Genomic DNA, 24,962 nt, shown 5'->3' on the forward strand with positions numbered 1-24,962 from the left:
GAGTCAGACGTCGGCGGCCTGCGCGGCGGCCTTGAGGACCCCGGCGGCCACTTCGAGGCCCTCCACCCGGCCGAGGGAGACGTCCTCGTGCTCGATGTTCACGATCATCTCCGGGTCCACCTCGTGCAGGGCGGTCAGGAACTGCGCCCAGAAGGCGGTGTCGTGTCCGCGGCCGAGGGCGACGAAGTCCCACGCGGACTCCTTCGGCCACTCGTTGACCCACTCGTCCCCACCCAGGTTCACGCGGTCCTCGCTGGGGTCGAGGCGGCGGAAGCGGTTGTCCAGGACGCCGTAGACGGCTGCGGCGGGGTTGACGCGCACGTCCTTGGCTGCGGCGTGGAAGACCAGCGGACCCAGGTCGCGGACGACGGCGACGGGGTCCATCTGCTGCCAGAACAGGTGCGAGGCGTCCAGCTCGACCCCGACGTTGGTGGCGCCGGTGCGCTCGACGAGCTCGCGGATGCCGGCGGGGTTGAAGACGAGGTTCTGCGGGTGCAGCTCCAGGGCGACCTTGACGTCCAGGTCACGGGCGAGGGCGTCGATCTCGCGCCAGAACGGCGTGGCGATCTCCCACTGGAAGTCCAGGACGTCGAGCGCGCCGGAGTTCCAGGCGTTGACGATCCAGTTGGGCCGGGTGGCGCCCGGCTCGCCGCCGGGCAGACCGGACATCGTCACCACGCGGTGCTGGCCCAGGCGGTTCGCCAGCCGGATCGAGCGGCGAACGTCCTGGGCGTGGGCGTCACCGATGACCCCGTTCGGGTGCAGCGGGTTGCCGTTGCAGTTCAGACCGGCGATCGAGACCCCGGTGCCCTCGAACTGGGCGAGGAAGTCGTCTCGGGCGGCGTCGCTGGTGAGGATGTCGTCGAAGGTGGGGATGTGCACCGGCGGCAGGAACCCGCCGGAGTTCAGCTCGATCCCCTCCAGGCCGAGGCCGGCGATGACCTCGATCGCCTCGGGCGGGGACCGGTCGTGCAGGATCGCGTTGTAGACGCCGAGCTTCACTCTCGTGCTCCTCAGGTTGTGAGTCGATCGGTTCAGGCGACGGGGACGACCCCGCCCTCGGTGCCGGCGGCGCGGGTGACGGCCTCCGGCACGCGCAGGTCGTGCAGGCCGTGCGCCACCACGGGCAGGTCGCCGATCGGGGTGCCGGGCCCGCCGGCGATCTCGTTGAGGAACGCCCGGCGCTGGAAGACGAAGAAGTCGTTCCGCCCGTGCCCGACGCTGGGGAAGTCCATCGCCGGCCCCCCGGCGACGTACGGGTGGGCCGGGCCGCTGAGCACCTGCCGGTAGCCGTAGCGCTCGGCGGCCGCTTCGGCGAAGGGGGCGTGGGCGTCGGCCACCGCCACCAGGCGGATCCCGGGCAGGTCCTCGCCGTGGGGGCCGCCGCTCAGGGTCGAGGCGGTGCGGTAGCCGGCGATGTGCGCACGACCGGCCATGCCGGCGCCGATGACGGCCACACCGATCGAGCGCGGGGGAGCGGAGGTGGCGGGCATCGTGCGTGGGCAGCCTTTCGCGGGGGTGCGCCGGCGCGAGGACGGTGCGCAGGGGGCGGTGAGCGGGAAGCGGCACCGTGCGGACCGCGCTGCTCGAGCGGTCGCGCTCGAGCAGGGCCGACTGGCCCGGTGAGCCCCGCCAGTGGGATCCACAGCCCGCCTAAACCGGTTTTAGGATGTGGCGTCAGCATGGGGGAGCTCGAGCGTCGCTGTCAACCACGTCGACAGCGGGGCACCCGGGGCGGCTGCTTAGATGACTGCGCAGGTCCACGGCGCAGCTCCACGCGAGCAGCTCCGCGGTCACGCACCCTTCTGTGATCGCGCGTCCCTCGGGGAGGGCGGTAGGCGTGAGCGAGAGCGAGACCCGCCCGAGCGGTGGTGTCACCTCACCCCGCCCTGCGCTGCGCCGGCCCACGCTCAAGGACGTCGCCGCCCGGGCGGGGGTGTCCAAGGGCCTGGCCTCCCTGGCGCTGCGGGGAGTGCCGGGTCCGAACCCGCAGACCGCCCGACGCGTGGTGGCCGCTGCCGCCGAGCTGGGCTACCGCGCCGATCGAGCTGCCACTGCGCTGGCGCTGCACCGCAGCCGGCTGCTGGGGGTGACCCTGTCGGTGCGCAACGCCTTCCACGCCGAGATGGTCGAGGCGATCCAGGAGACGGCCGAGGACGCCGGTTACGAAGTGGTCCTCAGCGCCGTCACCCGCCGCCGCGGCGAGCGAGGCGCGGTGGAGACGCTGCTGGACTCGCGCTGCGAGGCGCTGCTGCTGCTGGGACCGGAACTGCCCGAGCCGGAACTGGTCGAGCTCGACGCCCGCACCCCGGTCGTGGTCGTCGGCCGTCGCACCGGTGGGGGGCTCACGAGCACGGGCGCCGGGCGGCGATCAGCGGCGTCCACGCACGGCCAGGGCGGCGGAGGCGGCGGATCGAGCGGGCGCCTCGACGTGGTGCGCACCGCCGATGAGACGGGCATCGCCGCCGCGGTGGAGCACCTGGCAGCACTGGGGCACCGCCGCATCGCCCACGTCAGCGGTGGACCCGGGCGCATCGCCGAGGACCGCGAACACGGCTTCCTGACCACGACCGCTGCCCTCGACCTGAGCCGGCACTGCTTCGTCCTGCGGGGCAGCTCCTCCGAGGAGGCGGGCGCCGTCGCCGGGCGGAGCCTGCTGCGGTCGCGGCAGCAGGGGCGGGAGCTGCCCACGGCGGTGGTGTGCTTCAACGACCGCGTGGCGGTCGGGTTGATCGATGTCCTGGTGCGGGCCGGCGTCGAGGTCCCCGCACGTGTCTCCGTCGTCGGCTACGACGACAGCGACCTGGCGCGTCTGGGTCACGTGCAACTGACCTCCGTCAGCCAGGAGCCGGTCACGCAGGCGCGCCACGCCGTCGAAGCGGCGCTCGAGCGCATCGACGGTGGGCGTGAGGAGCACCGGCAGATCGTGCTGGCGCCGCGCCTGGTGGTTCGTGCCAGCACGGCCGCCGCGCGGGAGTAGGCGCCGGGCAGGTGGAGGAGCAGGTGCCGGCCCTCGTCGGGCGCGGTGCGGCGGCGCCTCCGCGGTGCCCCGTTCCGCGGCGTCGCCCAGGTGGTCCCCACCCGGCGGGCCGCAGCGTGATCAAGAGGTTTCCGAGCTGGCCACTAGGGTGAGCGCATGCGCATCGCCAGGTTCTCCGCCGCCGGTTCCGACCCGCGCTACGGCGTGGTGGAGGGCGCGCCGGGGGACGAGGAGATCCTCGTCGTCTCCGGCGACCCCCTGTTCACGCCGCTGAACCCCACGGGGGAGCGCGTGCCGCTGGCCGACGCCCGCCTGCTGGCTCCGGTCATCCCCCGCAGCAAGGTCCTCGGCATCGGCCGCAACTACGCCGCGCACGCCGCGGAGCTGGGCAACGAGGTGCCCTCCGAGCCGCTGGTGTTCACGGTGCCGAACACCTCCGTGGCCGGCCCCGGCGACCCGCTGCCGATCCCGGCGTGGGCGGGCGACGAACTGCACTACGAGGGCGAGCTGGCCGTGGTGATCCGCCGCCTGTGCAAGGACGTGCCCCGCGAGCGGGTCGGCGAGGTGGTCTTCGGGTACACGGTCGCCAACGACGTCACCGTGCGCAGCCTGCAGGAGTCCGACAAGCAGTGGTGGCGCGCCAAGGGCGCGGACGGCTTCACCCCGCTGGGGCCGTGGATCGAGACCGAGCTGGACCCCTCCGACGTGCGCATCGTCACCCGGCTCGCCGACGGCCCCGCCGAGGAGGGCGAGGTCGTCCAGGACGGCCGCACCTCCCTGATGGTCCACGACGTGCCCTCGATCGTCGCCCACGTCTCGCGGGCGATGACGCTGCTGCCGGGCGACGTGATCCTCACCGGCACCCCCGCCGGGGTGGGCCCGGTGCGCGCCGGGCAGCGCGTGGACGTGGAGGTCGAGGGCATCGGCACCCTGTCCACGCCGTTCACCGCCCCGCAGGACTGACGGGCCGGGACGGCGGCGGCGCGCCTCACTAGGCTGGCGGTGCCATGACTGACACCGCTCCCGCCCCCGCCACCCCGGCGTCCGGCCCCGCCGGCGTCCGGGTCCGCTTCTGCCCCTCGCCGACGGGCACCCCGCACGTCGGCCTGATCCGCACGGCCCTGTTCAACTGGGCGCACGCCCGCCACACGGGCGGCACGTTCGTCTTCCGCATCGAGGACACCGACGCCGCGCGCGACTCCGAGGAGAGCTACGCGCAGATCCTCGACGCGCTGCGCTGGCTGGGCCTGGACTGGGACGAGGGCGTCGAGGTCGGCGGCCCGCACGAGCCGTACCGCCAGAGCCAGCGCCGCGCCACCTACGACGACGTCGTGCAGCGGCTGCTGGCGGCCGGGCACCTGTACGAGTCCTACTCGACGGCCGAGGAGATCGAGGCCCGCCACGAGGCCGCCGGACGCTCCAAGGCGCTCGGCTACGACGGTTTCGACCGCGACCTGAGCGAGGAGCAGGTCGCGGCGTTCCGCGAGCAGGGCCGGCAGCCCACGCTGCGGCTGCGGGTGCCGCAGGACCGCGACTACTCCTTCGACGACCTGGTGCGCGGGCGCATCGAGTTCAAGGCGGGCTCCTTCCCGGACCCGGTGCTGGTGCGCGCGAACGGCGACCCCCTGTACACGCTGGTCAACCCCGTCGACGACGCGCTCATGGGGATCACCCACGTGCTGCGCGGGGAGGACCTGCTGAGCTCCACCGCGCGGCAGATCGCGCTGTACGAGGCGCTCATCGACATCGGCGTCGCGCGGGCAGTGCCGCGCTTCGGGCACCTGCCGTACGTCATGGGCGAGGGCAACAAGAAGCTGTCCAAGCGCGATCCCGAGTCCAACCTGTTCCACCACCGCGACCGGGGGTTCACCCCCGAGGGCCTGCTGAACTACCTGGCGCTGCTGGGCTGGGGCATCGCCGAGGACCGCGACGTCTTCTCCCTGGACGAGATGGTCGCCGCCTTCGACGTGGCGGACGTCAACGCCTCCCCGGCCCGCTTCGACGTGGCCAAGGCCGAGGCGATCAACGCGCAGCACCTGCGGGCGCTGGCGCCGGACGACTTCCGCGAGCGCCTGGTGCCCTACCTGCAGGCCGCCGGCGTGCTGCCCGCCGAGCCGAGCGGGGAGCAGCGCGAGCTGCTGGCGGCGGCCGCGCCCCTGGTCCAGGAGCGCATGACCCTGCTGGGGCAGGCGCCGGGGATGCTGGGTTTCCTGTTCGCCGCGGACGACGAGCTGGTGCTGGAGGAGGACGCGACGGCCGCGTTGCGTCCGGAGGCGGCGGACGTGCTGGACGCGGCGCTCGCCGCCCTGGAGCCGCTGGCGGGGTGGACCACGGCGGCGATCGAGGCGGCGCTGCGGGCGGCCGTCGTCGACGGGCTGGGGATCAAGCCGAAGTTCGCCTTCGGGCCGGTGCGCACCGCCGTGACGGGCCGGCGGGTCTCGCCGCCGCTGTTCGAGTCCATGGAGATCCTGGGCCGCGACTCCTCGCTCACCCGCCTGCGCCGGCTGCGGGCGACGCTGGGCTGAGCCGGGCAGCGCTGGGCCGGCCGTCCCGTCCACGAGGCGGGCGGTCGGCTCAGGTCACGGGCTCGGGTGCCGATTTGGGGAGCGGCGCCGCGACCCGGTAGAGTCTGCGACGCGCCCGGGCGGTTCGCCGGCCGGGAGATCACCATGGGGTATGGTGTAATTGGCAGCACGACTGATTCTGGTTCAGTTAGTCTAGGTTCGAGTCCTGGTACCCCAGCGCACCACCCGTTCCTCTCTCGATGAACTGGTGAGCTAGGGCCCCGTTGTGGAGCGGCCTAGCACGCCGCCCTCTCAAGGCGGTAGCGCGGGGTCGAATCCCGTCGGGGCTACTCCAGGAGCTCATCAGGTGCAAATCCGGTGGTCGCGTTCTGGACGCCACCCGTTCCTCGCGGAGCGGGTGAGCTGGGGCCCCGTTGTGTAGCGGCCTAGCACGCTGCCCTCTCAAGGCGGTAGCGCGGGTTCGAATCCCGTCGGGGCTACTCCAGGAGATCATCAGGTGCAAATCCGGTGGTCGCGTTCTGGACGACACCCGTTCCTCGCGGAGCGGGTGAGCTGGGGCCCCGTTGTGTAGCGGCCTAGCACGCTGCCCTCTCAAGGCGGTAGCGCGGGGTCGAATCCCGTCGGGGCTACTCCCGGAGATCATCAGGTGCAAATCCGGTGGGCGCGTTCTGGACGACACCCGGTCCTCGCGGAGCGGGTGAGCTGGGGCCCCGTTGTGTAGCGGCCTAGCACGCTGCCCTCTCAAGGCGGTAGCGCGGGTTCGAATCCCGTCGGGGCTACTCCTGAAGGCCCCCGGTCCACGACCGGGGGCCTTCCTCGTCCCCGGCGGTGCTCACTCCCCGCCCTCGCCCCGCGCGGGAGCCCCGAACCGGCGTGTGGAGTGGTGCTGCTGGGCCAGGCGGCGCAGCGCGAGCAGCACCGGCTCGTGCAGGACGGTCCCCAGCACCGCGAACTCCACCGCGTCGGCGGTGTCCTCGCCCGGGACCGCGTCGACCTCCTCGCGCGCCACCTCGTCCGCGGCGCGCACGTAGCGGCGCAGCGCCGCCGGGTCCACGGGGAAGCCCGCTCCCGCCAGGGCCGCCAGGGCGGCGCCCAGCTGCGCGAGGCTGCTGCAACCCGCGTCGACGCGCCAGCCGGCGTCCGCGACCAGCGCCCCGGCCGCCTCCGCGCCGTCGGCGGGCGCCTCGGGCGCGGGGGAGCCGGCCAGCGCGTCGTGGGCGGTGCCCAGGGCGGTGGTCAGAGGCGTGGCACCGTCCAGGCAGGCCAGCACGTCGCGCACGCGGGCGATCGGCAGTCCGCCCACCTCGGCCAGCGCCCGCACCAGGCGCAGTCGGCGCACGTGCTCCTCGCTGTACTCCGCCCGCGTGGTCCCGGTGGCGCGGCCGGGCGGCAGCAGGCCCTCGCGCAGGTAGTACTTGATCGTGGGCACGGGCACGCCGCTCTCGGCGGCCAGGGCGGAGATGAGCACGGGGACCCCTTGACTGGATAGCTGCACTGTCCAATGCTGGGCAGTGCAGCTATCCAATCACCCCGCCCTCCCGGAGGTTCCCGTGCGCGTCCCCACCGGCCGGACCACCCACGAGCACGACGGCGAGGTCGTCGTGTTCCTCGTCGGCATGCGGATCAACTCCCCGTGGCGGGTGCGGGCGTGGCTGCCCGTCCTGCTCGCCATGCCCCCGATGCTGCGTGAGCTGGCGCAGCACCCCGAGCACGGGATGCTCGGCGCCCGCACCTGCATCGGCTCCGGCGGGCCGTTCGTCGTGCAGTACTGGCGCGACCTGGACTCCCTGCACGCCCACGCCCGGCGCGGCGAGGGCCTGCACCGCCGCGCCTGGCAGCGGTTCAACGCGCGCGCCCGCGCCGCCCGCGGCGCGGTGGGGATCTGGCACGAGACGTACGCGGTGCCCGCCGGCCACCACGAGTCGATCGGCGTCGACGTCCCGCCCGCCGGGCTCGCCGCCGCCACCCGCAGCGTGCCGGTCGCCGCCGGCCGTGACCGCGCCGCCCAGCGGATGCGCGTGCGCGCCGGGGCCTAGGGTGCCGGTGTGGCCGTCATCCACGACGCGACGCTGGTCCCGTCGAAGCTCGAGCTCGTCGCGCGGTGGCTCACCGCGCAGTCCTGGTGCCCCGCCGGCGTGACCGGCGCGGGCGACGTGGAGCGGGTGGGTGCCTACCGCTTCGACGACCCGGACGGCGAGGTGGGCCTGGAAGCGCACCTCGTGCGCGCCGGGGGCGTCCTCGTGCACGTGCCGCTGAGCTACCGGGCCGCCGAGCTGCCCGGGAGCGAGGGGCACCTGGTGGGGACGCTGGAGCACTCGGTGCTCGGCCGGCGGTGGGTGCACGACGCCGCCGGTGACCCCGTCTTCGCGCGCGTGCTCGCCGACGTGGTGACCGGGCGCGCCGCGCAGGCCGCCCTCGTCGGCCCGGACGGCGCCCCGCTGGGGGAGCCCGACGTGCGCGTGGGTCCCGGCGCTCCCGGCGCCGGCGGCCCGGACGGCGCCGGGGTCGTCGACAGCACCACGACCGCCGGGGTCCGCCTGGGCCTCGTGCGCGTGCTCGACGGCGCGGCCGTCGCACCCGCGGGGGCGGCGACGCTCACCGGCACCTGGGCGGGGCGGGACGAGCCCGCGCTGCTGGCCTGGACCCGCTGAGGCGCCCGCTCGCGGCGCCCGCTCCCGACGGGCTCACGCCTCCACGGGCAGTGCGGGCGGTTCCGCCGGGCGCAGGGCGGCCGTGAACGCCTCGGCGGTGGCCAGCACGGCGTCGGCGTGCCTGCGACCCGGGTGGCGCCCGAAGCGCTCGGCCGGCCCGGAGACGGAGACCGCGGCCACCACGCGCCCCGACGGCCCGCGCACGGGTGCGCTGACGCTGGCCAGGCCGGGTTCGCGCTCGCCGCTGGAGTGGGCCCAGCCGCGCCGGCGCACCCCGGAGAGGGCGGCCGCGTCGAACCGGGCGCCGAGCAGCTCCACGGACAGGCGCTCGGGGTCGTCCCAGGCGAGCAGCACCTGCGCGGCCGAGCCGGCGGCCATCGTCATGGACGCGCCCACGGGCACGGTGTCGCGCAGGCCGTGCAGGCGGTCGGCGGCGGCGATGCAGACGCGGTGCTCGCCGTGGCGGCGGTAGAGCTGGGCGCTCTCGCCCGTGGCGTCGCGCAGCGCGCTCAGCAGCGGGCCGGCGACCGCCACGAGACGGTCCTCGCCGGCGGCGGCGGCCAGCTCGGCGTGCCGGGCGCCCAGGACGAAGCGCCCCTGCAGGTCGCGCGCCACGAGGCGGTGGTGCTCCAGCGCGACGGCCAGGCGGTGCGCGGTGGGGCGGGCCAGCCCGGTGGCGGTGACCAGCTGCGCCAGGCTCGCCGGGCCGGCCTCCAGGGCGCTCAGCACCTGCACGGCCTTGTCCAGCACGCCGACTCCGCTACTCTTGTCCACGGAGCGATACTGGCGTCTCAAGAAGTGAGACGCAAGTGCCGATGCCGACGTCTCGGCGACGACGAGGGGAGAGCGACGTGGGACGCACGCTGGCGCAGAAGGTGTGGGACGAGCACGTCGTCCGGCGCGGGCAGGACGGCGAGCCGGACCTGCTGTACATCGACCTCCACCTCGTCCACGAGGTCACCAGCCCGCAGGCCTTCGACGGCCTGCGCCTGGCCGGGCGCGGCGTCCGCCGCCTCGACCTCACCATCGCCACCGAGGACCACAACACCCCCACCGCGGACATCGACCGTCCGCTGTCGATGCTGCAGGACCGCACCTCCGCCAAGCAGCTGCAGACGCTGCGGGAGAACTGCGCCGAGTTCGGCGTCCGCCTGCACGCCCTCGGCGACGCCGAGCAGGGCATCGTGCACGTCGTCGGCCCGCAGCTGGGCCTGACCCAGCCGGGCATGACGGTCGTGTGCGGCGACTCGCACACCTCCACCCACGGCGCCTTCGGCTCCCTGGGCATGGGCATCGGCACCAGCGAGGTCGAGCACGTCCTGGCCACCCAGACGCTGCCGCTGAAGCCGTTCAAGACCATGGCCATCACCGTGAACGGCACGCTCAAGCCGGGCACCACCGCCAAGGACGTCATCCTCGCGGTCATCGCCGAGATCGGCACCGGCGGCGGGCAGGGCTACGTCCTGGAGTACCGCGGCGAGGCCATCCGCAGCCTCTCCATGGAGGGGCGCATGACCATCTGCAACATGTCCATCGAGGCCGGTGCGCGCGCCGGCATGGTCGCCCCCGACGAGACCACCTTCGCGTACCTGAAGGGCCGCCCGCACGCCCCCACCGGCGCCGACTGGGACGCCGCCGTGGAGCACTGGCGCACCCTGCGCACCGACGACGACGCCGTCTTCGACGCCGAGGTCGTCCTGGACGCCGCCGACCTGGAGCCCTTCGTCACCTGGGGCACCAACCCCGGCCAGGGCGTACCGCTGTCCGGCTCGGTGCCGGTGCCCGAGGAGATCGGCGACGACGAGGCGCGCCGCGGTGCCGAGCGGGCCCTGGAGTACATGGGCCTGGCGGGCGGCACCCCGATGCGCGACGTCGCCGTCGACACCGTGTTCATCGGCTCGTGCACGAACAGCCGCATCGAGGACCTGCGCGCGGCCGCCGACGTGGTGCGCGGGCGCACCAAGGCCGACGGCGTGCGCGTCATGGTGGTGCCCGGCTCGGCCCGGGTGCGGCTGCAGGCCGAGGCCGAGGGCATCGACGTGGTCTTCAAGGAGTTCGGCGCCGACTGGCGGTTCGCGGGCTGCTCCATGTGCCTGGGCATGAACCCCGACCAGCTCGCCCCCGGCGAGCGCTGCGCGTCCACCTCCAACCGCAACTTCGAGGGCCGGCAGGGCAAGGGCGGGCGCACCCACCTGGTCAGCCCGCTCGTCGCCGCCGCCACCGCCGTGCGCGGCACCCTGTCCTCGCCGGCGGACCTCGAGCCGCTGCCCGGCGCCGGTGCTCCCGCCGGCGCGCTGGCCTGAGACCGCGCCCCGCCCGGCCGAACCTGCAGGAGGAACCCGTGGAGAAGTTCACCGTGCACCGCGGCGTCGGCGTCCCGCTGCGACGCACCGACGTCGACACCGACCAGATCATCCCGGCGGTCTACCTCAAGCGGGTCACCAAGACCGGCTTCGAGGACGCGCTGTTCGCCGCCTGGCGCGGCGACCCGTCGTTCGTGCTGAACCAGGAGCCGTACCGGGCCGGGTCGGTGCTCGTGGCCGGCCGCGACTTCGGCACCGGCTCTAGCCGCGAGCACGCCGTGTGGGCGCTGCGCGACTACGGCTTCAAGGCCGTGCTCGCCCCCCGCTTCGCCGACATCTTCCGCGGCAACGCCGGCAAGCAGGGTCTGCTGGCGGCCGTGGTGGAGCAGAGCGACATCGACCTCATCTGGAAGGCGCTGGAGGCGCACCCCGGCACCGAGGTGACCGTCGACCTGGTCGAGCGCGTGGTGCGCGTGGACGACTTCACCGCCGCCTTCGAGGTCGACGACTACGTGCGCTGGCGGCTCATGGAGGGGCTGGACGACATCAGCCTGACCCTGCGCCACGCCGACGACATCACCGCCTTCGAGGCCCGCCGGCCCTCCTTCAAGCCGACGACGCTCCCGGCGCGCACCGCCGGCTGAGACCACCCGCGACCGCAGGCCCCGGTCCCGCTGCACCGCAGCGGGACCGGGGCCTCGTCGTGCGGGAACCGTTGCGCTGCAAGCGCTCCGGGTGTCGGTGGGGTGCCGGCGCGGTGCTGTGCGCAGCGGTGCGGTGCCCCCCGCGGAACCGCTTGCGCGCCAGGGCGCTCCCCGCGCAGGGGTGCCGACCTCCTTGCGCCGCAACGGCTCGCCGCCGCGCGCCTGGTGGACGACGGTGATCGCGGGTCGTACCGTTTCCCCGTCGGGCTCCCGCTCGGCCACGCGCGAGGACGTCGCGCGCAGGTGTCAGCACGGATGGACGCACCGAGGAGGGGCCTTCGTGAACAAGGCGGAACTGGTCGAGGCGCTCGAGGCGCGCCTCGGCGGCAGGAAGCAGGCGACGACGGCCGTGGAGGCCCTCGTCGAGACCATCACTGTGGCCGTCGCCAAGGGCGAGAAGGTCGCCATCAGCGGCTTCGGCACCTTCGAGAAGCAGGCCCGCAACGCCCGCACCGGCCGCAACCCGCGCACCGGTGAGGCCGTGAAGATCAAGAAGACCTCCGTGCCCCGGTTCCGCCCGGGCACCGCCTTCAAGGAGGTCGTCTCCGACACCAAGGCGCTGCGGGCCTACAGCGCCGCCCTGAAGGAGAAGAACGGCGGCACCGCCGCGGCGGCGAAGAAGACCGCCCCCGCCAAGACGGCCGCCGCGAGCCCGCCGGCCGCACCGGCGCGCACCACCACCCGCGGGGCGGCGAGCCCGGCGGCCACCGCCCGCGCCACCACCGGCCGGGCGGGTACCGCCACCCGGTCGGCCACGACCGCCGCGGCGAAGAAGGCGGCGCCGGCCAGGAGCGCCGCCCCCGCCAAGACGGCCGCCACCAAGACGGCACCGGCGGCCAGGACGACCACCGCGCGCCGGACGGCCAAGAAGGCCTGAGGAACTCGCAGCACCGACGCGGAAGGTCCCGCCCGGAACCCTGGGCGGGGCCTTCCGCGTCTCGTGCGCCGGTCAGTCCCGGAACGTCTCGATCCGCGCCCCCAGCGGCGTCAGGCGCTCGGCCAGCTGCTCGTAGCCGCGGGCGATGATGTCCACGTTGCGCAGCACCGAGGTGCCCTTGGCGGCCAGCATGGCCAGCAGCACCACCACGGCCGGGCGCAGCGCCGGCGGGCACAGCACCTCGGCGCCCGACCAGCGGGTCGGGCCCTCCACCAGCACCCGGTGCGGGTCCAGCAGCTTCACGCGAGCACCCAGCCGGTTCAGCTCCGTCAGGTAGATGGCGCGGTTGTCGTAGACCCAGTCGTGCACGGTCGTCGAACCCTCGGCGCTGGCGGCGATGACCGCGAAGAACGGCAGGTTGTCGATGTTCAGGCCCGGGAACGGCATCGGGTGGACCTTGTCGATCGGCGCCTTCAGCTGCGAGGGGTGCACCGTGATGTCGACCAGCCGGGTGCGGCCGTTGGCCGCCGGGTACTCCTCGGACAGGTCGTAGCGCAGGCCCATCTCCGCCAGGATCGCCAGCTCGATCTCGAGGAACTCGATGGGCGCGCGCGTCACCGTCAGCTCGGAGTGGGTGACGATCGCCGCGGTCAGCAGGCTCATCGCCTCCACCGGGTCCTCGGAGGGGGAGTAGTCCACGTCCACGGAGATGTCCGGCACGCCGTGCACGACGAGCGTGGTGGTGCCGATGCCGTCGATGCGCACGCCCAGCTGCTCCAGGAAGAAGCACAGGTCCTGGACCATGTAGTTCGGGCTGGCGTTGCGGATGGTGGTGACGCCGTCGACCCGGGCCGCCGCCATCAGCGCGTTCTCGGTCACCGTGTCGCCGCGCTCGGTCAGCACGATGGGGCGCTGCGGGCGCACCGAGTCGTCGACCGTGGCGTGGTAGTGGCCGGTGGTCGCGGTGACCGAGAGCCCGAAGGGGCGCAGCGCCACCATGTGCGGTTCGACCGTGCGGGTGCCGAGGTCGCAACCGCCGGCGTAGGGCAGCTGGAACTCGTCGTAGCGGTGCAGCAGCGGGCCGAGCATCATGATGATGCTGCGGGTGCGGCGCGCGGTCTCGGAGTCCATCGCCGCCAGGTCCAGCGCCTCGGGCACGTCGAGGACGAGGTCCGCCTCGCCCACCCACTCGTAGCGCACCCCGATGCTGCCCAGCACGTCGAGGATGCGGTGGATCTCCAGGATGCGCGCCACCCCGCGCAGGGTGGTGCGGCCCCGGTTCAGCAGCGCCGCGCACAGCAGCGCCACCCCGGCGTTCTTGCTGGACTTCACCGCGATGCTGCCGGAGAGCTGGGTGCCGCCCTGCACGCGCAGGTGGGTGGGGGCGGGGCGGCCGATGGAGACGAAGTCGTCCTGCAGGGCGTGCCCGACGCGCTGGAGCATGTCGATGGTGACGTTCTGCTGACCCTGTTCCATGCGGTGCACCGCGCTCTGCGAGGTGCCCAGCCGCTCGGCCAGCTGGACCTGGGTGAGGCCGCGGTGCTTGCGAGCGTCACGGATGAGCGCGCCGATCTGGGTGAGGTGGTCACCCGTGGGCTGCGTCATCTGCTCGGTGGAGACTGCCATGGGGCCCACCGTATATCACATGTGAGATATCGCCCCGCAGGCTGCGCACCCGGCGTGTCCCGACTGCCCTAGCGTGACACGCGTGCCACCCGTTCCCCCCACCCCGTCCCCGCGTGTCGCCGTCCTCGGCGCCGGAGCCTGGGGCAGCGCCTTCGCCCTCGTCCTCGCCGACGCCGGCTGCCGCGTCGCCCTCTGGGCCCGCCGCCCCGAGCTCGCCGCCGAGGTCCGCGAGCGGCGCACCAACCGCGCCTACCTCGGCGACGTCGTGCTCCCGGACGCCGTCGAGGCCACCCCCGACGCCGCCGCGGCCCTGGCCGGTGCCGACCTCGTCGTGCTCGCCGTGCCCCTGCAGCGCCTGCGCGAGCAGCTCACCGCCTGGCGCGGCCTGCTGCCGCCCGTGCCGCTGGTGTGCCTGGCCAAGGGCGTGGAAGCCGGTACCGGCCTCTTCGGCACCGAGGTCGTCGCCGACGTCACCGGCGCCGCCCCCGCGCTCGTCGCCGCCGTCTCCGGCCCCAACCTCGCCGCCGAGATCGCCCGCCGCGAACCCGCCGCCACCGTCGTCGCCTGCGCCGACGCCGCCGTCGCCACCCGCGTCGCCACCGCCTGCACCACCCCGGTCTTCCGGGCCGAACCCAGCACCGACGTCCTCGGCGTCGACGTCGCCGGCGCCGTCAAGAACGTCGTCGCGCTCGCCGTCGGCGTCGTCGAGGGCGCCGGGCACGGCGCCAACGCGCGCGCCGCCGTCCTGACCCGGGGCCTGGCCGAGACTACCCGGCTCGGGCTCGCCCTGGGGGCCGACGCCGCCACCTTCACCGGCCCGGCCGGCGTCGGCGACCTCGTCGCCACCTGCGGCTCGCCGCTCTCGCGCAACCACCGCGCCGGCGTCGCCCTCGGACGCGGCGCGCCCCTGCCCGAGGCGCTCGCCGCCGCCGGCGGCACCGTCGAGGGCGTCGCCTCCGCCCCCGCGGTGCTGCGCCGCGCCGCCGGCGCCGGCGTCGCGATGCCCCTGGTGGAGCAGGTCGCCGCCGCCGTCGCCGCCGGGCGCGCCCCGGCCGACCTGGCCGCCCGCCTGGTGGGTGCCTAGGCGGTTGCCCGCGGGTTCCCCCGTCAGCGGCCCTCGGCGGTGCGGGCGATGGCCGCCAGGGTCGCGGGGATGCCCTCGTGCGCCGCGCGGGTGCGGTCGGCGATCTGCTGCGGGGCGTCCTGCCCGTACCGCTCGGCGAACGCCGCCAGACCCGCGGGCAGGAACTCCCACGACTCCGTCAGGCGCGTGCCCGCCTCGACGGGGGCGAAGGTGAACCCCCAGCGCACCAGGTCCCCGCCGACGACGAAGGCGAACTCCCGGCCGCGCTCGGCGGCCACCACCCGGCTGCGGGTCTCCCAGACCCGCCCGGGGACCTCGTTGCGCCCGGTGAACCAGGCGCCCACCTGCGCCGACCGACCCTCGTCCCACCAGCACCCGGTGCACACCGGGCTCCACCGCCCCATCCGGGTGACGTCGGAGACCAGGTCGTAGAGCGCCTCCGGCGAGCAGGCCACCACGATCGAGTCGGAGAAGGTCCAGTCGTCCACCGGCGGATCGTGGCACGGTCTCCCGGGGCGGCGGCCCCGACCCCGGGCGCCGACGGGGGCCGTCGGCCCGCACCCGGCCGCACTGCGCCACCCCGCGGTTCAGCGGGCTCCGGCGATCCGTCCCCGCGCCGCGTCGAGGGCCTGCGACAGGTCCGCCCACAGGTCCTCGACGTCCTCCACGCCCACCGACAGCCGCAGCAGCTCCTCGGGCACGACCCGCGGCTCCCCGGCGTGCCGGCGGCGCCGCTCGATCAGCGACTCCACCCCGCCCAGGGACGTGGCCGGCACCCACAGGCGCACCGCGTCCACCACGGCGTCGGCCGCCGCGGCCCCGCCGGCCACCTCGATCGAGACCAGCGCGCCGAAGCCGCTCATCTGCCTGCGCGCCAGCTCGTGCCCGGGGTCGTCCGGCAGGGAGGGGTGACGCACCCGCGCCACCGCGGGGTGCTCGCGCAGACGCCGCGCCAGCTCCGCGGCGCTGCGCTGCGAGCGCTCCAGCCGCAGCGGCAGCGTGCGCAACCCCCGCAGCGCCAGGAACGCCTCCACCGGCCCCGGGATCGCCCCGTGCAGGGTGCGGTGCCGCACCAGGTGCGCCAGCAGCTCCTCCGAGCGGGTCACCACCGCCCCCAGCACCACGTCCGAGTGGCCGGAGAGGAACTTCGTCACCGAGTGCACGACCACGTCGGCGCCCAGGTCCAGCGGGCGCTGCAGCAGCGGGGTGGCGAAGGTGTTGTCCACCACCACCAGCGCGCCGTGCTCGTGGCCGGCCGACGCCAGCGCCGCCAGGTCCGCCACCTCCAGCAGCGGGTTCGTCGGCGACTCCAGCCACAGCAGCAGCGGGCCCGCCGCGGCCGCCAGCCCCGCGCGCACGTCCTCGACGTCCGTCACGTCCACCCTCGCCACCCGCACCCGCCCCTGCTGCGCCAGCAGGTCCAGCACCGCGTGGGTGCCGTTGTACGCGCCGTGCGGCACCAGCACCGTCGCCTCGGCCGGCACCAGGTGCAGCGCCGCCGCCACCGCCGCCATGCCGGAGGCGAACGTGCGCGCCGAGCCGCCCTCCAGCGCCCCCAGCGCCGTCTCCAGGGCCTCCCACGTCGGGTTGCCAAAGCGGCCGTAGCCCAGGTCGCCGTCGCCGATCGAGCCGCCGCCGACGTACGTGGAGGTCAGCGAGACCGGCGTGTTCAGCTCGCTGCCCGGCCCGCGGGCGGGGCGTCCGGCGACCACGGCGAGCGTGTCGGGGGAGATCTCGGGCAGGGGGTTCGCAGGCACGCACGCACCCAACCACACCGCCGGTAGGGTGCCCGCCGATGAGCACCCAGGTCAGCGCCAAGCCGCGCGTCGCCGTCCTCTTCGGCGGCCGTTCCTCCGAGCACGCCATCAGCTGCGTGACCGCGGCGGGCGTGCTCGCCGCGATCGACCGCGAGCGCTACGACGTGGTGCCCGTGGGCATCACCCGCGCCGGGCGCTGGGTCCTCGTGCCCGACGACCCCTCCCTGTTCGAGCTGACCGACGGCAAGCTGCCCGAGGTGCCCGCCGCCGGCACCCGCGTCGCCCTCGCCCAGGAGGTCGCCGAGCGGGCCCTGCAGGTCCTCGACGAGCCGCCCGCCGGCGTGGCCGCCCTCCAGCGCGTCGACGTCGTCCTGCCGCTGCTGCACGGCCCCTTCGGCGAGGACGGCACCCTGCAGGGGCTGCTGGAGCTGTCCGACACCCGCTACGTCGGCTCCGGGGTGCTCGCCTCCGCCGTCAGCATGGACAAGCAGGCCATGAAGGTGCTGCTGGCCGGCGCCGGCCTGCGCGTCGGGCCGTGGACGAGCTTCCACGCCCGTCGCTGGGCCGCCGACGAGGCCGCCTGCCGGGCCGCCGTCGACGCCCTCGGCTACCCCGTGTTCGTCAAGCCCGCCCGCGCCGGCTCCAGCATCGGCATCACCCGGGTCGACGGGCCCGACGGCCTCGCCGCCGCCGTCGCCGAGGCCGTCGCCCACGACCCCAAGGTCGTCGTCGAGGCCGCCGTCGCCGGCCGCGAGGTGGAGTGCGGCGTGCTCGAGGACCTCGACGGCGGTGCGCCGCGCACCAGCGTGCCCGGCGAGATCGAGGTCGTCGGCGACCACGCCTTCTACGACTTCGAGGCCAAGTACCTCGACGCGGACGGCGTGCGCCTGACCTGCCCGGCCGACCTGCCCGCCGACGTGGAGGCGGCCGTGCGCCGCACCGCCGCCCGCGTCTTCGAGGCGATGGGCGCCGAGGGCCTGGCCCGCGTGGACCTCTTCGTGGACGTCGAGCGCGGCGAGGACGGCATCGTCGTCAACGAGATCAACACCATGCCCGGGTTCACGCCGCACTCGATGTTCCCGCGCGCGTGGGCCGCGACCGGCGTCACCTACCCCGAGCTGGTGGACCACCTGCTGCAGCTGGCGCTGCGCCGCCCCACCGGCCTGCGCTGAGAGCCCTCCCTCACACGCACGCCCGCGTCTGCGGGATCGCCGAGACCGGCGCCGCCAGGTCCACCAGCGGGGCGCTGGCGCCGGACGCCCGCAGCCGCCCGCCGAAGCGCACCGTCACCTCCACCGCCGGGTCGCGCCCGTAGGTCAGGAAGCGCACGGCGCGCTCGCTGACCGCGTCCTGCACCCAGTCCACGGTGCTCGCCTCGTCCGGCCCCACCGGCACGCACGGCTTCGTGGTGGGGCCGATGACCGCCGCCCCGCAGCGCAGCACCACCTGCTCCTCGCCCCACACCGCCACCCCCGCAGCCCCCTGCGGGGCGCGCGCCAGCCCCTCCAGGCTGGCCGGCAGCTCCTGCAGCAGCCGCGCGCAGGCGGGGTCCCCGGCCGCCGGGGCGGCCTCCACGCCGTCGTTGCCGGAGGTGAACGCCCACACCGACGCCCCCACCACCACCGCCACCGCGGCGGCCACCCGCACGCGCTGCCGGCCCGGGGACGGGGACCGGCGTGCCGGGGCGGCGGGCGTCGGGCCGGAGGACGGCGGGGGCGTCGGGTCGGCGGGAGGCATCGCCGCTAGTGTGGCCGGGCCGCGCAGCCGGGTGTGGCGCGGGGCCGCCGCGACCGCGCGGCCGCGGGCGAGGGCGGGGGACAGCGGTGCGGGTCGCGGACCTGGACGAGGCCGAGCTGCTGGAGCGCGTGCTGCCGCACCTGCCCTCCCGGGCGCTGCTCGGACCGGGCGACGACGCCGCCGTGGTGGCCGCCCCCGACGCCCGGGTGGTCGCCACCACCGACGTGCTCGTCGAGGGGCGCGACTTCCGCCGCGACTGGTCCACCGGCGCCGACGTCGGCTGGAAGGCGGTCGCCCAGAACGTCGCCGACGTCGCCGCCATGGGCGCCACCTGCACCGGGCTGCTCATCGCCCTCGGGCTGCCCGGCGAGCTCGAGGTGGCGTGGGTGGAGGACTTCGCCGCCGGGGTCGCCGACGCGTGCCGCGCCCTGGGCGCCGTCGTCGTCGGCGGCGACCTGTCGGGAGCCTGCGAGGTCGTCGTCGCCGTCACCGCCCTCGGCGACCTCGGCGGCCGCCCCCCCGTGCTGCGCTCCGGGGCCCGGCCGGGGGACGTCGTGGCGCTCGCCGGCCGCCCCGGCCGCTCGGCCGCGGGGCTGGACCTGCTGCGCGCCGGCCGCCTGGCCGGGCCGGCAGCCGTGGAGGACCTCCTCGCCGCCCACCGCCGCCCCGTGCCGCCCGCCGCGCTGGGCCCCGCCGCCGCGTCCGCCGGGGCCAGCGCCCTCATGGACGTCAGCGACGGGCTGCTGCGCGACGCCGGGCGCATCGCCGCCGCCAGCGGCGCCGTCCTCGACCTGCACCTGACGGGCACCGCGCTGGGGGAGTCCGCCGCCGAGCTCGCGGCCGCCACCGGCACCGGGCGGGCCACCGCGGAGGAGTGGGTGCTCACCGGCGGTGAGGACCACGGCCTGCTGGCCTGCTTCCCGCGGCACGCGCGGCCACCCGCCGGCTTCCGCGTCGTCGGGCAGGTCCTCGGAGCCGTGCGGGGACGCTCCGTCCTCGTCGACGGGCTGCCCCGGACGGGCGGCACGGGCTGGGACCACTTCCGCGACCGCTGAGCGCACCGGGAGCGCCCGGGAACGCACCGAGGGGCCGGTCCTGGTGGACCGGCCCCTCGGGGTCGTGCTGTGCGCGAAGGGTCAGCGCGTGACCTTGCCCGCCTTCAGGCAGGAGGTGCACACGTTGAGCCGCTTCGGCGAACCGTTCACCGTGGCCCGGATCCGCTGGATGTTCGGGAGCCACATGCGGTTGGTGCGCCGGTGCGAGTGCGAGACGCTCTTGCCGAAGCCAGGGCCCTTGGCGCAGACGTCGCAGTTGGCAGCCACGGGGTACTCCTGGGGTCGTGAGGGGTGGAGGGGCGACGACCCCGGTGGGGCGTCGACCGGTGCCGGGGATGCCCGGACACCGCCGTCAACCATAGCCGAGCCGTGGCCGTGCGGGCGAACCGGCGTCGTCGCCGCGCGCCGCCGGCCCGCGGGACGTCGCGGCGGTGGCGTCGGGGGCGGGCAGTAGCCTTCCGGCGTGGACGAGCTGGACGCACCGCTGTCCAGCCGGCTGACGGCGCCCGCCGCGGCGCTGCTGGCCAAGGAGCTGGGCCTGGAGACCGTCCGCGACCTGCTGTGGCACCTGCCGCGCCGCTACGCCGAGCGCGGGCAGCTGACGCCGATCCGGCAGCTGGTCGCGGGCGACGACGTCACCATCGTGGCGCAGGTGGTGCGGGTGCAGCCGCCGCGCCGGATGCGCAACCGCGACGGCGCCCTGCTGCAGGTCACCCTCGGCGACGGCCGCGACACCGTGGGGCTGACGTTCTTCGCGCGCAGCGTGCGGCAGTTCGCCCACCACGAGCGCCAGCTGCGCGAGGGCCGCACCGTGCTGGCGTCCGGGCGCGTGGAGGTCTTCAACCGCTCCTGGCAGCTGGCCCGGCCCGACTACCAGCCCCTCGACGACGACTCCGAGGACGCCGCCGCGCTCGCCGACCGGCCCATCCCGCTGTACCCGGCCACCGGCAAGGCCCCCAGCTGGAAGATCGCCAAGGCCGTGCAGACGGTCCTGGGAGCCACCGGGCGGGTGCCCGACGTCCTGCCGGCCGAGGTCGTCGCCGAGGCGGAGCTGCTGGACCCCCTCGAGGCGCTGCGCGCCGTGCACACCCCCCGCGACCGCGCCGACGTCGCCCGCGGGCAGCGGCGGCTGCGCTACGAGGAGGCCTTCGTCCTGCAGACCGCGCTCGCGCAGCGGCGCGCCGGCGCCGCCAGCGAGCGGGCCGTGCCGCGCACCCGCCGCCCCGGCGGCCTCGCCGCCGCGTTCGACGCCCGCCTGCCGTTCCCGCTGACCGGCGCCCAGCAGCGCGTCGGTGAGGAGATCGCCGCGGACCTGGCCCGCGAGCGGCCCATGCAGCGGCTGCTGCAGGGCGACGTCGGCTCCGGCAAGACCCTCGTGGCGCTGCGGGCCATGCTCACCGTCGTCGACGGCGGCGGGCAGGCCGCGCTGCTGGCACCCACCGAGGTCCTCGCCGCCCAGCACCTGCGCTCCACCACCGCCGCCCTGGGCGACCTGGCCGCCGGCGGCCTGCTCGGCGGGCACGAGCTCGCCACCCGCGTCGTGCTGCTGACCGGCTCGATGGGCGCCGCCGCCCGCCGCGAGGCCCTCCTGGCCGCCGCGAGCGGCGAGGCGGGCATCGTCATCGGCACCCACGCGCTGCTCCAGGAGCACGTCGCCTTCGCCGACCTCGGCCTCGTCGTCGTCGACGAGCAGCACCGCTTCGGCGTCGAGCAGCGCGACGCGCTGCGCGCCAAGGCCTCCAGCGTCCCGCACCTGCTCGTCATGACCGCCACCCCCATCCCGCGCACCGTCGCCATGACCGTCTTCGGCGACCTGGAGACGTCCGTGCTCGACGAGCTGCCCCCGGGTCGGGCGGAGGTGACCACCGTCGCGGTGCCGCTGCAGAACGAGGCGTGGGTGGACCGCGTCTGGCAGCGGGTGGCCGAGGAAGCGGCGCTCGGCCGGCAGGCCTACGTCGTGTGCGCGCGCATCGACGGCGACGACGCGGGCAAGGACCCCGCCGACGGCGGGGAGGAGCCGCCGCCCGACGACGGCGAGAAGCGTCGCCCGCCCCTGGCCGTGAGCGACGTCGTCGAGATCGTCCGGCGCCACCCGGCCACCGCCCACCTGCGCACCGAGGTCCTGCACGGCCGGCTCGCCCCGGCCGACAAGGACGACGTGATGCGCCGCTTCGCCGCCGGCGAGGTCGACGTGGTCGTGTCCACCACCGTCGTCGAGGTGGGCGTGGACGTGCCCAGCGCCAGCGTCATGGTGGTCGTGGACGCCGACCGCTTCGGCGTCTCCCAGCTGCACCAGCTGCGCGGGCGCATCGGGCGCGGCGGCCTGCCCGGCACCTGCCTGCTCCTGACGGAGGTCCCCGAGGCGTCCCCGGCCGGGCAGCGCCTGTCGGCCCTGGTGGCCACCCGCGACGGCTTCGAGCTGGCCCGCCTGGACCTCGAGCAGCGCCGCGAGGGCGACGTCCTCGGCGCCGCGCAGTCCGGCCGCCGCTCGTCCCTGCGCCTGCTCGGCGTCCTCAAGGACGCCGACGTCATCGCCGACGCCCGCGCCGCCGCCACCGCGCTCGTCGCCGGCGACCCCGCCCTGGAGCGCCACCCGGCGCTCGCGGCCGCCGTCGCGGACCGCGTCAGCGGTGAGACCGAGCGCTTCCTGGAGCGCGCGTGAGCGGCCGCCCCGGTGCCGAGGGCGCCGCGCTGCTCCAGCTGGACCACCTCGTCGTCGGCTACGGGCAGCCGGTGTGCGCGCCGGTCGACGTGGCGGTCGGCCCCGGCGAGGCGGTGTGCCTGGTGGGCGCCAACGGCGCCGGGAAGTCCACGGTGCTGCGGGCCGCCGCCGGTCTGCTGGAGCCGCTGGACGGCGCGGTGCGCCTGCGCGGGCGGCCGGTGGACGAGCGCACCGCCTCCTTCCGCCGCGACGTCGCGTGCGTCTTCGACGAGGACGCCTGGTTCCCCGAGCTGTCGGTGGCCGAGCACCTCGAGCTGGTGGCCCGCGGGCACGGCGTGCGCGACGCCGGAGCGGTCGTGGACGCCGAGCTGGCCGCTCAGCGGCTCACCGACGCCGCCGACCGGCTGCCGGTGTCGCTGTCCAGCGGGCAGAAGCGCAGGCTCCTCCTGGCCGCCGCCCTGGTGCGCCCGCGCGCGCTGCTGCTGCTCGACGAGCCCGAGCAGCGCCTGGACCCACCCGGTCGCGCAGCGCTCGCCGAACGACTGGCGGCCGAGCGCGACGCCGGCACGGCGCTGCTGGTGGCCACCCACGACGTGGTGCTGCTGCGCCGCCTGGCCGACCGGGCCGTCGTCGTGGACGACGGACCCGGCGGCGTGTCCGGCGGGTCCACCTGCCGCGTGGTCGACGCCGACGAGGCGGCGCACCTGGTGACGGATCCCGCCCGGTGAGCCCGTCCGGTGGCGACGTCGTGAGGCCTCCGGCGGGCTCGCCCGCAGCACCGCTGCCGGGCCCCGCGGCCGGGGAACCGCTGCCGGGCCGGCGCGACCTGGTGCGTGAGGCGGCCCCGGCCCGCTCGGCGCGCGGACTGCGCGCCACCGTCGCCGACGCCTACACGGCCCTGCTGCAGGCCGGCATCGCCGCGCTGCTGCTCCTGGGTGCCAGCTCCTCGCTGCGCGGTGCGCTGCAGCGGGGGCTGGCCGCCACCGAGGACGGTCCCGGTCCGGCGCCCGAGGCGCCGGCGGTGCTGACGTGCGCCGGGCTGGCGTGCTGCGTGCTGCTGCTGGCGCTGGCGGCGATCAGCCGGCTGGGACCGGTGAGCCTGGGCGCGGCGCGCACCGCCTGGTGGGCGCCCCTGCCGGTGCCCCGCGAGCAGCTGCTGCGCCCCGTGGTGCGCACCCGCGCCCTGGTGGCCGCGGCCGCCGGGGCGGTCGTCGTGGCGTGGGCCGTCTCGGTGGCGCTCGGTGTCACCGGGGGCCTCACCGCGGCGGCCCTGCCCGCCCTCGCCGGCGCCGCCGCGCTGGGAGCGGCGACGGCCTGCGCCGGCTACGCGCTGCAGCTGGGGCCCGCGGTGCGCGGTGACGTCGACGGCCTGCTGCGCGCGGCCACCGCGCTGGACGCGACGGCTGCGGCGCTGGTGGTGGCGCTGGCCGCCTCGGCGCTCGCGGGCCTCGGGGTGGGCGGCGTGGCGCCGGCCGCGCTGCTGCTGCCCGGTGCCTGCGCCGCGGCGGCGGCCGCTCTCGTGCTGGTGACGGCCGGCCGCCGCGGCCTGCGCGCGGTGGGCGGTGCGCCCGCGTCCTCGCTGCGGCGCGGCGCCGCGCGCCTGGAGCGCCTGACGTCCTCGGTGCTGCAGGTGGACGTGCGCGAGCTGGGCCGCGCGCTGGCCGCCGACGGCCCGGGGCGCGTGCCGCCGGGGCGCCGCCCGCCCGGTGCCCGCGCTCCGTGGGTGCGCGGCCCCGCGACCGCGGTGCTCGCGGCGGACGCGCGGCTGCTGCGCCGCCAGCCGCGTCGCCTCGTCACGGCCGCGGTGCTGGCGCTCGTCCCGTTCGTCGTGGCCGCCGGCACCTCCGCCCACCGCGGAGCGGTCGCGGTGCTGTTGTGGGCGGCCGGGTACGCGGCGGCCACGACGCTGGCCGAGTCCGTGCGCGGCAGTGCGCTCGCCCCGGCCGCCGCGCGCGCACTGCCGATCGCGGCGGGCCGGCTCGTGCTGGTGCGGTGGCTGCCGGTGGCGGCCGCGAGCGCGCTGTGGGGCGCGGTGGCCGTGCCGCTGGCCGCGACGACCGGCGGCCTCGTGCACGCCGGGACGGGGACCGGCTGGGGCGCCTGGGCGCTGCTGGGGGCGCTGGCCGGTCCCGGCTGGGCCGCGGCCGCGGTGCGCGGGGCGCTGCGCCCGGACCCGGACCACTCGCGCCCGGCGATCGCCACGCCCGCCGGGCCGGTCTCACCCGGCGCCGCCGCGGCCGTCACGACGGGGCCGGACCTGGCGGCGGTCGCCACCCTGCCGGTGCTGCTGGCGCTGCTGGCGCGCTCCGCGCCACCGCAGCTGCTGACCGGCCAGCTGGTGGTGACCGCGCTGGCGGTCGCCGTCGGCTGGGCCTACGCCGCGCACCGCGCGCGGCGGCTGTCGTGACGCGCGCGCCGCGCGCGGGGGAGGGGGCGCCGTGACGCGCATCGTGGCCGGGACGGCCGGGGGGCGGCGGCTGAAGGTGCCGCCGGGGGACACCACGCGCCCCACCAGCGAGCGGGTGCGCGAGGCGCTGTTCTCGGCGCTGGACGCCGCCGGTGCGGTGGAGGGTGCCCGGGCGCTGGACCTGTACGCCGGTTCCGGCGCCCTGGGGCTGGAGGCCGCCAGCCGGGGTGCGCGCGAGGTCGTGCTCGTGGAGGCGGCGCGCACCGCCGCGGGCACGGCCCGCGCCAACACCACCGCCCTGGGCCTGCCCGGTGTGCGGGTGGAGCACGAGCGCGTCGAGCGCTTCCTGGCCGGGCCGCGCGCCGCCGCCGGCGGCGGTTGGGACCTGGTGCTGGTGGATCCGCCCTACGCGGTGGACGAGGACGCGCTGGCGGGCGTGCTGACGGCGCTGGAGCCGCTGCTGGCGGACGGCGCCACCGTGGTCGTGGAGCGCTCGGCCCGCAGCCCGCAGCCCCGCTGGCCCGCGTCCTGGCCGCCGGCCCGGCTGCGCCGCTACGGGGAGACGGGCGTGTGGGTGGTGCGCCCCTGACACCG

Annotated in this window: 24 protein-coding genes and 5 tRNA genes; 20 read left to right on the forward strand and 9 right to left on the reverse strand. The window is 76.3% G+C overall.

What is annotated here, in order from left to right; all coding sequences use genetic code 11:
- Positions 1–3 precede the first annotated feature (3 nt).
- Both V9U69_RS07425 and V9U69_RS07430 read right to left on the reverse strand, forming a co-directional pair.
- Entirely contained in the window at positions 4–1,002 is a 999-nt protein-coding gene (locus tag V9U69_RS07425; RefSeq protein WP_337060866.1) for a sugar phosphate isomerase/epimerase family protein, read from the reverse strand.
- A gap of 32 nt (positions 1,003–1,034) precedes the next feature.
- Positions 1,035–1,493 carry a hypothetical protein gene (locus tag V9U69_RS07430; RefSeq protein ID WP_337060868.1) on the reverse strand — a complete coding sequence of 153 codons (459 nt, stop codon included), beginning with the start codon at positions 1,491–1,493 and terminating at the stop codon, positions 1,035–1,037.
- Between the two features lie 347 nt (positions 1,494–1,840).
- Here V9U69_RS07430 and V9U69_RS07435 point away from each other — a divergent pair, with 347 nt between their 5' ends.
- From V9U69_RS07435 to V9U69_RS07470, 8 genes are all read left to right on the forward strand, one after another.
- Positions 1,841–2,980 carry a LacI family DNA-binding transcriptional regulator gene (locus V9U69_RS07435; protein WP_337060870.1) on the forward strand — a complete coding sequence of 380 codons (1,140 nt, stop codon included), beginning with the start codon at positions 1,841–1,843 and terminating at the stop codon, positions 2,978–2,980.
- Between the two features lie 156 nt (positions 2,981–3,136).
- Positions 3,137–3,943: a fumarylacetoacetate hydrolase family protein gene (locus V9U69_RS07440; protein WP_337060872.1), complete on the forward strand. Its 807-nt coding sequence runs from the start codon at positions 3,137–3,139 to the stop codon at positions 3,941–3,943.
- Positions 3,944–3,987: 44 nt separating this feature from the next.
- The gene (gene gltX, locus V9U69_RS07445; protein WP_337060874.1) at positions 3,988–5,505 is read left to right on the forward strand and encodes a glutamate--tRNA ligase; all 1,518 of its coding nucleotides are present in this window, start codon (positions 3,988–3,990) and stop codon (positions 5,503–5,505) included.
- 145 nt (positions 5,506–5,650) lie between these two features.
- Positions 5,651–5,722, forward strand: a tRNA-Gln gene (locus V9U69_RS07450).
- 39 nt (positions 5,723–5,761) lie between these two features.
- Positions 5,762–5,834, forward strand: a tRNA-Glu gene (locus V9U69_RS07455).
- Positions 5,835–5,911: 77 nt separating this feature from the next.
- Positions 5,912–5,984: transfer RNA gene (locus V9U69_RS07460), tRNA-Glu, on the forward strand.
- A 77-nt stretch (positions 5,985–6,061) separates the two neighbouring features.
- Positions 6,062–6,134, forward strand: a tRNA-Glu gene (locus V9U69_RS07465).
- Between the two features lie 77 nt (positions 6,135–6,211).
- Positions 6,212–6,284: transfer RNA gene (locus tag V9U69_RS07470), tRNA-Glu, on the forward strand.
- Between the two features lie 53 nt (positions 6,285–6,337).
- Here the strand turns inward: V9U69_RS07470 and V9U69_RS07475 are convergent.
- Entirely contained in the window at positions 6,338–6,973 is a 636-nt protein-coding gene (locus tag V9U69_RS07475; protein WP_337060876.1) for a MerR family transcriptional regulator, read from the reverse strand.
- Positions 6,974–7,055: 82 nt separating this feature from the next.
- Here V9U69_RS07475 and V9U69_RS07480 point away from each other — a divergent pair, with 82 nt between their 5' ends.
- Together V9U69_RS07480 and V9U69_RS07485 are read left to right on the forward strand one after the other, a co-directional pair.
- Positions 7,056–7,541 carry a DUF4188 domain-containing protein gene (locus V9U69_RS07480; protein WP_337060878.1) on the forward strand — a complete coding sequence of 162 codons (486 nt, stop codon included), beginning with the start codon at positions 7,056–7,058 and terminating at the stop codon, positions 7,539–7,541.
- A 9-nt stretch (positions 7,542–7,550) separates the two neighbouring features.
- Entirely contained in the window at positions 7,551–8,156 is a 606-nt protein-coding gene (locus V9U69_RS07485) for a maltokinase N-terminal cap-like domain-containing protein (protein WP_337060880.1), read from the forward strand.
- A gap of 33 nt (positions 8,157–8,189) precedes the next feature.
- Here the strand turns inward: V9U69_RS07485 and V9U69_RS07490 are convergent, their stop codons facing one another.
- Positions 8,190–8,930 carry an IclR family transcriptional regulator gene (locus V9U69_RS07490; RefSeq protein WP_337060881.1) on the reverse strand — a complete coding sequence of 247 codons (741 nt, stop codon included), beginning with the start codon at positions 8,928–8,930 and terminating at the stop codon, positions 8,190–8,192.
- A gap of 77 nt (positions 8,931–9,007) precedes the next feature.
- Between V9U69_RS07490 and leuC the strand changes: the two genes are divergently transcribed.
- From leuC to V9U69_RS07505, 3 genes are all read left to right on the forward strand, one after another.
- The gene (gene leuC / locus V9U69_RS07495; RefSeq protein ID WP_337060883.1) at positions 9,008–10,459 is read left to right on the forward strand and encodes a 3-isopropylmalate dehydratase large subunit; all 1,452 of its coding nucleotides are present in this window, start codon (positions 9,008–9,010) and stop codon (positions 10,457–10,459) included.
- Positions 10,460–10,497: 38 nt separating this feature from the next.
- On the forward strand, positions 10,498–11,103 hold the full coding sequence (gene leuD / locus V9U69_RS07500) for a 3-isopropylmalate dehydratase small subunit (protein ID WP_337060885.1): 606 nt from the start codon (positions 10,498–10,500) through the stop codon (positions 11,101–11,103).
- Between the two features lie 340 nt (positions 11,104–11,443).
- Positions 11,444–12,040, forward strand: coding sequence for an HU family DNA-binding protein (locus V9U69_RS07505; RefSeq protein ID WP_337060887.1), 597 nt, complete (start codon positions 11,444–11,446; stop codon positions 12,038–12,040).
- A 72-nt stretch (positions 12,041–12,112) separates the two neighbouring features.
- On the opposite strand, the gene V9U69_RS07510 is transcribed toward V9U69_RS07505, so the two are convergent.
- Positions 12,113–13,645, reverse strand: a complete 1,533-nt coding sequence (locus V9U69_RS07510; protein ID WP_442907660.1) for a helix-turn-helix domain-containing protein — start codon at positions 13,643–13,645, stop codon at positions 12,113–12,115.
- A 103-nt stretch (positions 13,646–13,748) separates the two neighbouring features.
- On the opposite strand from V9U69_RS07510, the gene V9U69_RS07515 reads away from it, so the two are divergent.
- Complete coding sequence (locus V9U69_RS07515) at positions 13,749–14,750, forward strand: NAD(P)H-dependent glycerol-3-phosphate dehydrogenase (RefSeq protein ID WP_337060890.1); 1,002 nt, start codon at positions 13,749–13,751, stop codon at positions 14,748–14,750.
- 23 nt (positions 14,751–14,773) lie between these two features.
- Here V9U69_RS07515 and V9U69_RS07520 read toward each other — a convergent pair whose 3' ends face one another.
- On the reverse strand, positions 14,774–15,238 hold the full coding sequence (locus tag V9U69_RS07520; protein ID WP_337060892.1) for an SRPBCC family protein: 465 nt from the start codon (positions 15,236–15,238) through the stop codon (positions 14,774–14,776).
- A 99-nt stretch (positions 15,239–15,337) separates the two neighbouring features.
- The gene (locus V9U69_RS07525) at positions 15,338–16,507 is read right to left on the reverse strand and encodes a trans-sulfuration enzyme family protein (RefSeq protein WP_337060893.1); all 1,170 of its coding nucleotides are present in this window, start codon (positions 16,505–16,507) and stop codon (positions 15,338–15,340) included.
- 38 nt (positions 16,508–16,545) lie between these two features.
- Here V9U69_RS07525 and V9U69_RS07530 point away from each other — a divergent pair, with 38 nt between their 5' ends.
- Complete coding sequence (locus V9U69_RS07530; protein WP_337060895.1) at positions 16,546–17,679, forward strand: D-alanine--D-alanine ligase family protein; 1,134 nt, start codon at positions 16,546–16,548, stop codon at positions 17,677–17,679.
- A gap of 10 nt (positions 17,680–17,689) precedes the next feature.
- Here the strand turns inward: V9U69_RS07530 and V9U69_RS07535 are convergent, their stop codons facing one another.
- Entirely contained in the window at positions 17,690–18,244 is a 555-nt protein-coding gene (locus tag V9U69_RS07535; protein ID WP_337060896.1) for a DUF3515 family protein, read from the reverse strand.
- 86 nt (positions 18,245–18,330) lie between these two features.
- Here V9U69_RS07535 and V9U69_RS07540 point away from each other — a divergent pair, with 86 nt between their 5' ends.
- On the forward strand, positions 18,331–19,299 hold the full coding sequence (locus V9U69_RS07540) for a thiamine-phosphate kinase (RefSeq protein ID WP_337060897.1): 969 nt from the start codon (positions 18,331–18,333) through the stop codon (positions 19,297–19,299).
- Positions 19,300–19,380: 81 nt separating this feature from the next.
- Here the strand turns inward: V9U69_RS07540 and rpmB are convergent, their stop codons facing one another.
- Positions 19,381–19,566, reverse strand: coding sequence for a 50S ribosomal protein L28 (rpmB, locus tag V9U69_RS07545; RefSeq protein WP_337060898.1), 186 nt, complete (start codon positions 19,564–19,566; stop codon positions 19,381–19,383).
- 196 nt (positions 19,567–19,762) lie between these two features.
- Here rpmB and V9U69_RS07550 point away from each other — a divergent pair, with 196 nt between their 5' ends.
- The 4 genes from V9U69_RS07550 to rsmD are packed head-to-tail and all read left to right on the forward strand — an operon-like array spanning position 19,763 to position 24,957.
- Positions 19,763–21,961, forward strand: a complete 2,199-nt coding sequence (locus V9U69_RS07550) for an ATP-dependent DNA helicase RecG (protein WP_337060899.1) — start codon at positions 19,763–19,765, stop codon at positions 21,959–21,961.
- The gene (locus tag V9U69_RS07555; protein ID WP_337060901.1) at positions 21,958–22,689 is read left to right on the forward strand and encodes an ABC transporter ATP-binding protein; all 732 of its coding nucleotides are present in this window, start codon (positions 21,958–21,960) and stop codon (positions 22,687–22,689) included. The genes V9U69_RS07550 and V9U69_RS07555 overlap by 4 nt, the downstream gene beginning before the upstream one ends.
- A 20-nt stretch (positions 22,690–22,709) precedes the next feature.
- A complete protein-coding gene (locus V9U69_RS07560) occupies positions 22,710–24,368 on the forward strand; it encodes a DUF6297 family protein (protein ID WP_337060902.1) in 1,659 nt (552 codons plus the stop codon).
- Positions 24,369–24,399: 31 nt separating this feature from the next.
- The gene (gene rsmD, locus V9U69_RS07565; protein ID WP_337060904.1) at positions 24,400–24,957 is read left to right on the forward strand and encodes a 16S rRNA (guanine(966)-N(2))-methyltransferase RsmD; all 558 of its coding nucleotides are present in this window, start codon (positions 24,400–24,402) and stop codon (positions 24,955–24,957) included.
- Positions 24,958–24,962 lie beyond the last annotated feature (5 nt).

Source organism: Kineococcus sp. G2 (assembly GCF_037154035.1).
In the GTDB taxonomy this organism is placed as follows: Bacteria; Actinomycetota; Actinomycetes; order Actinomycetales; family Kineococcaceae; genus Kineococcus.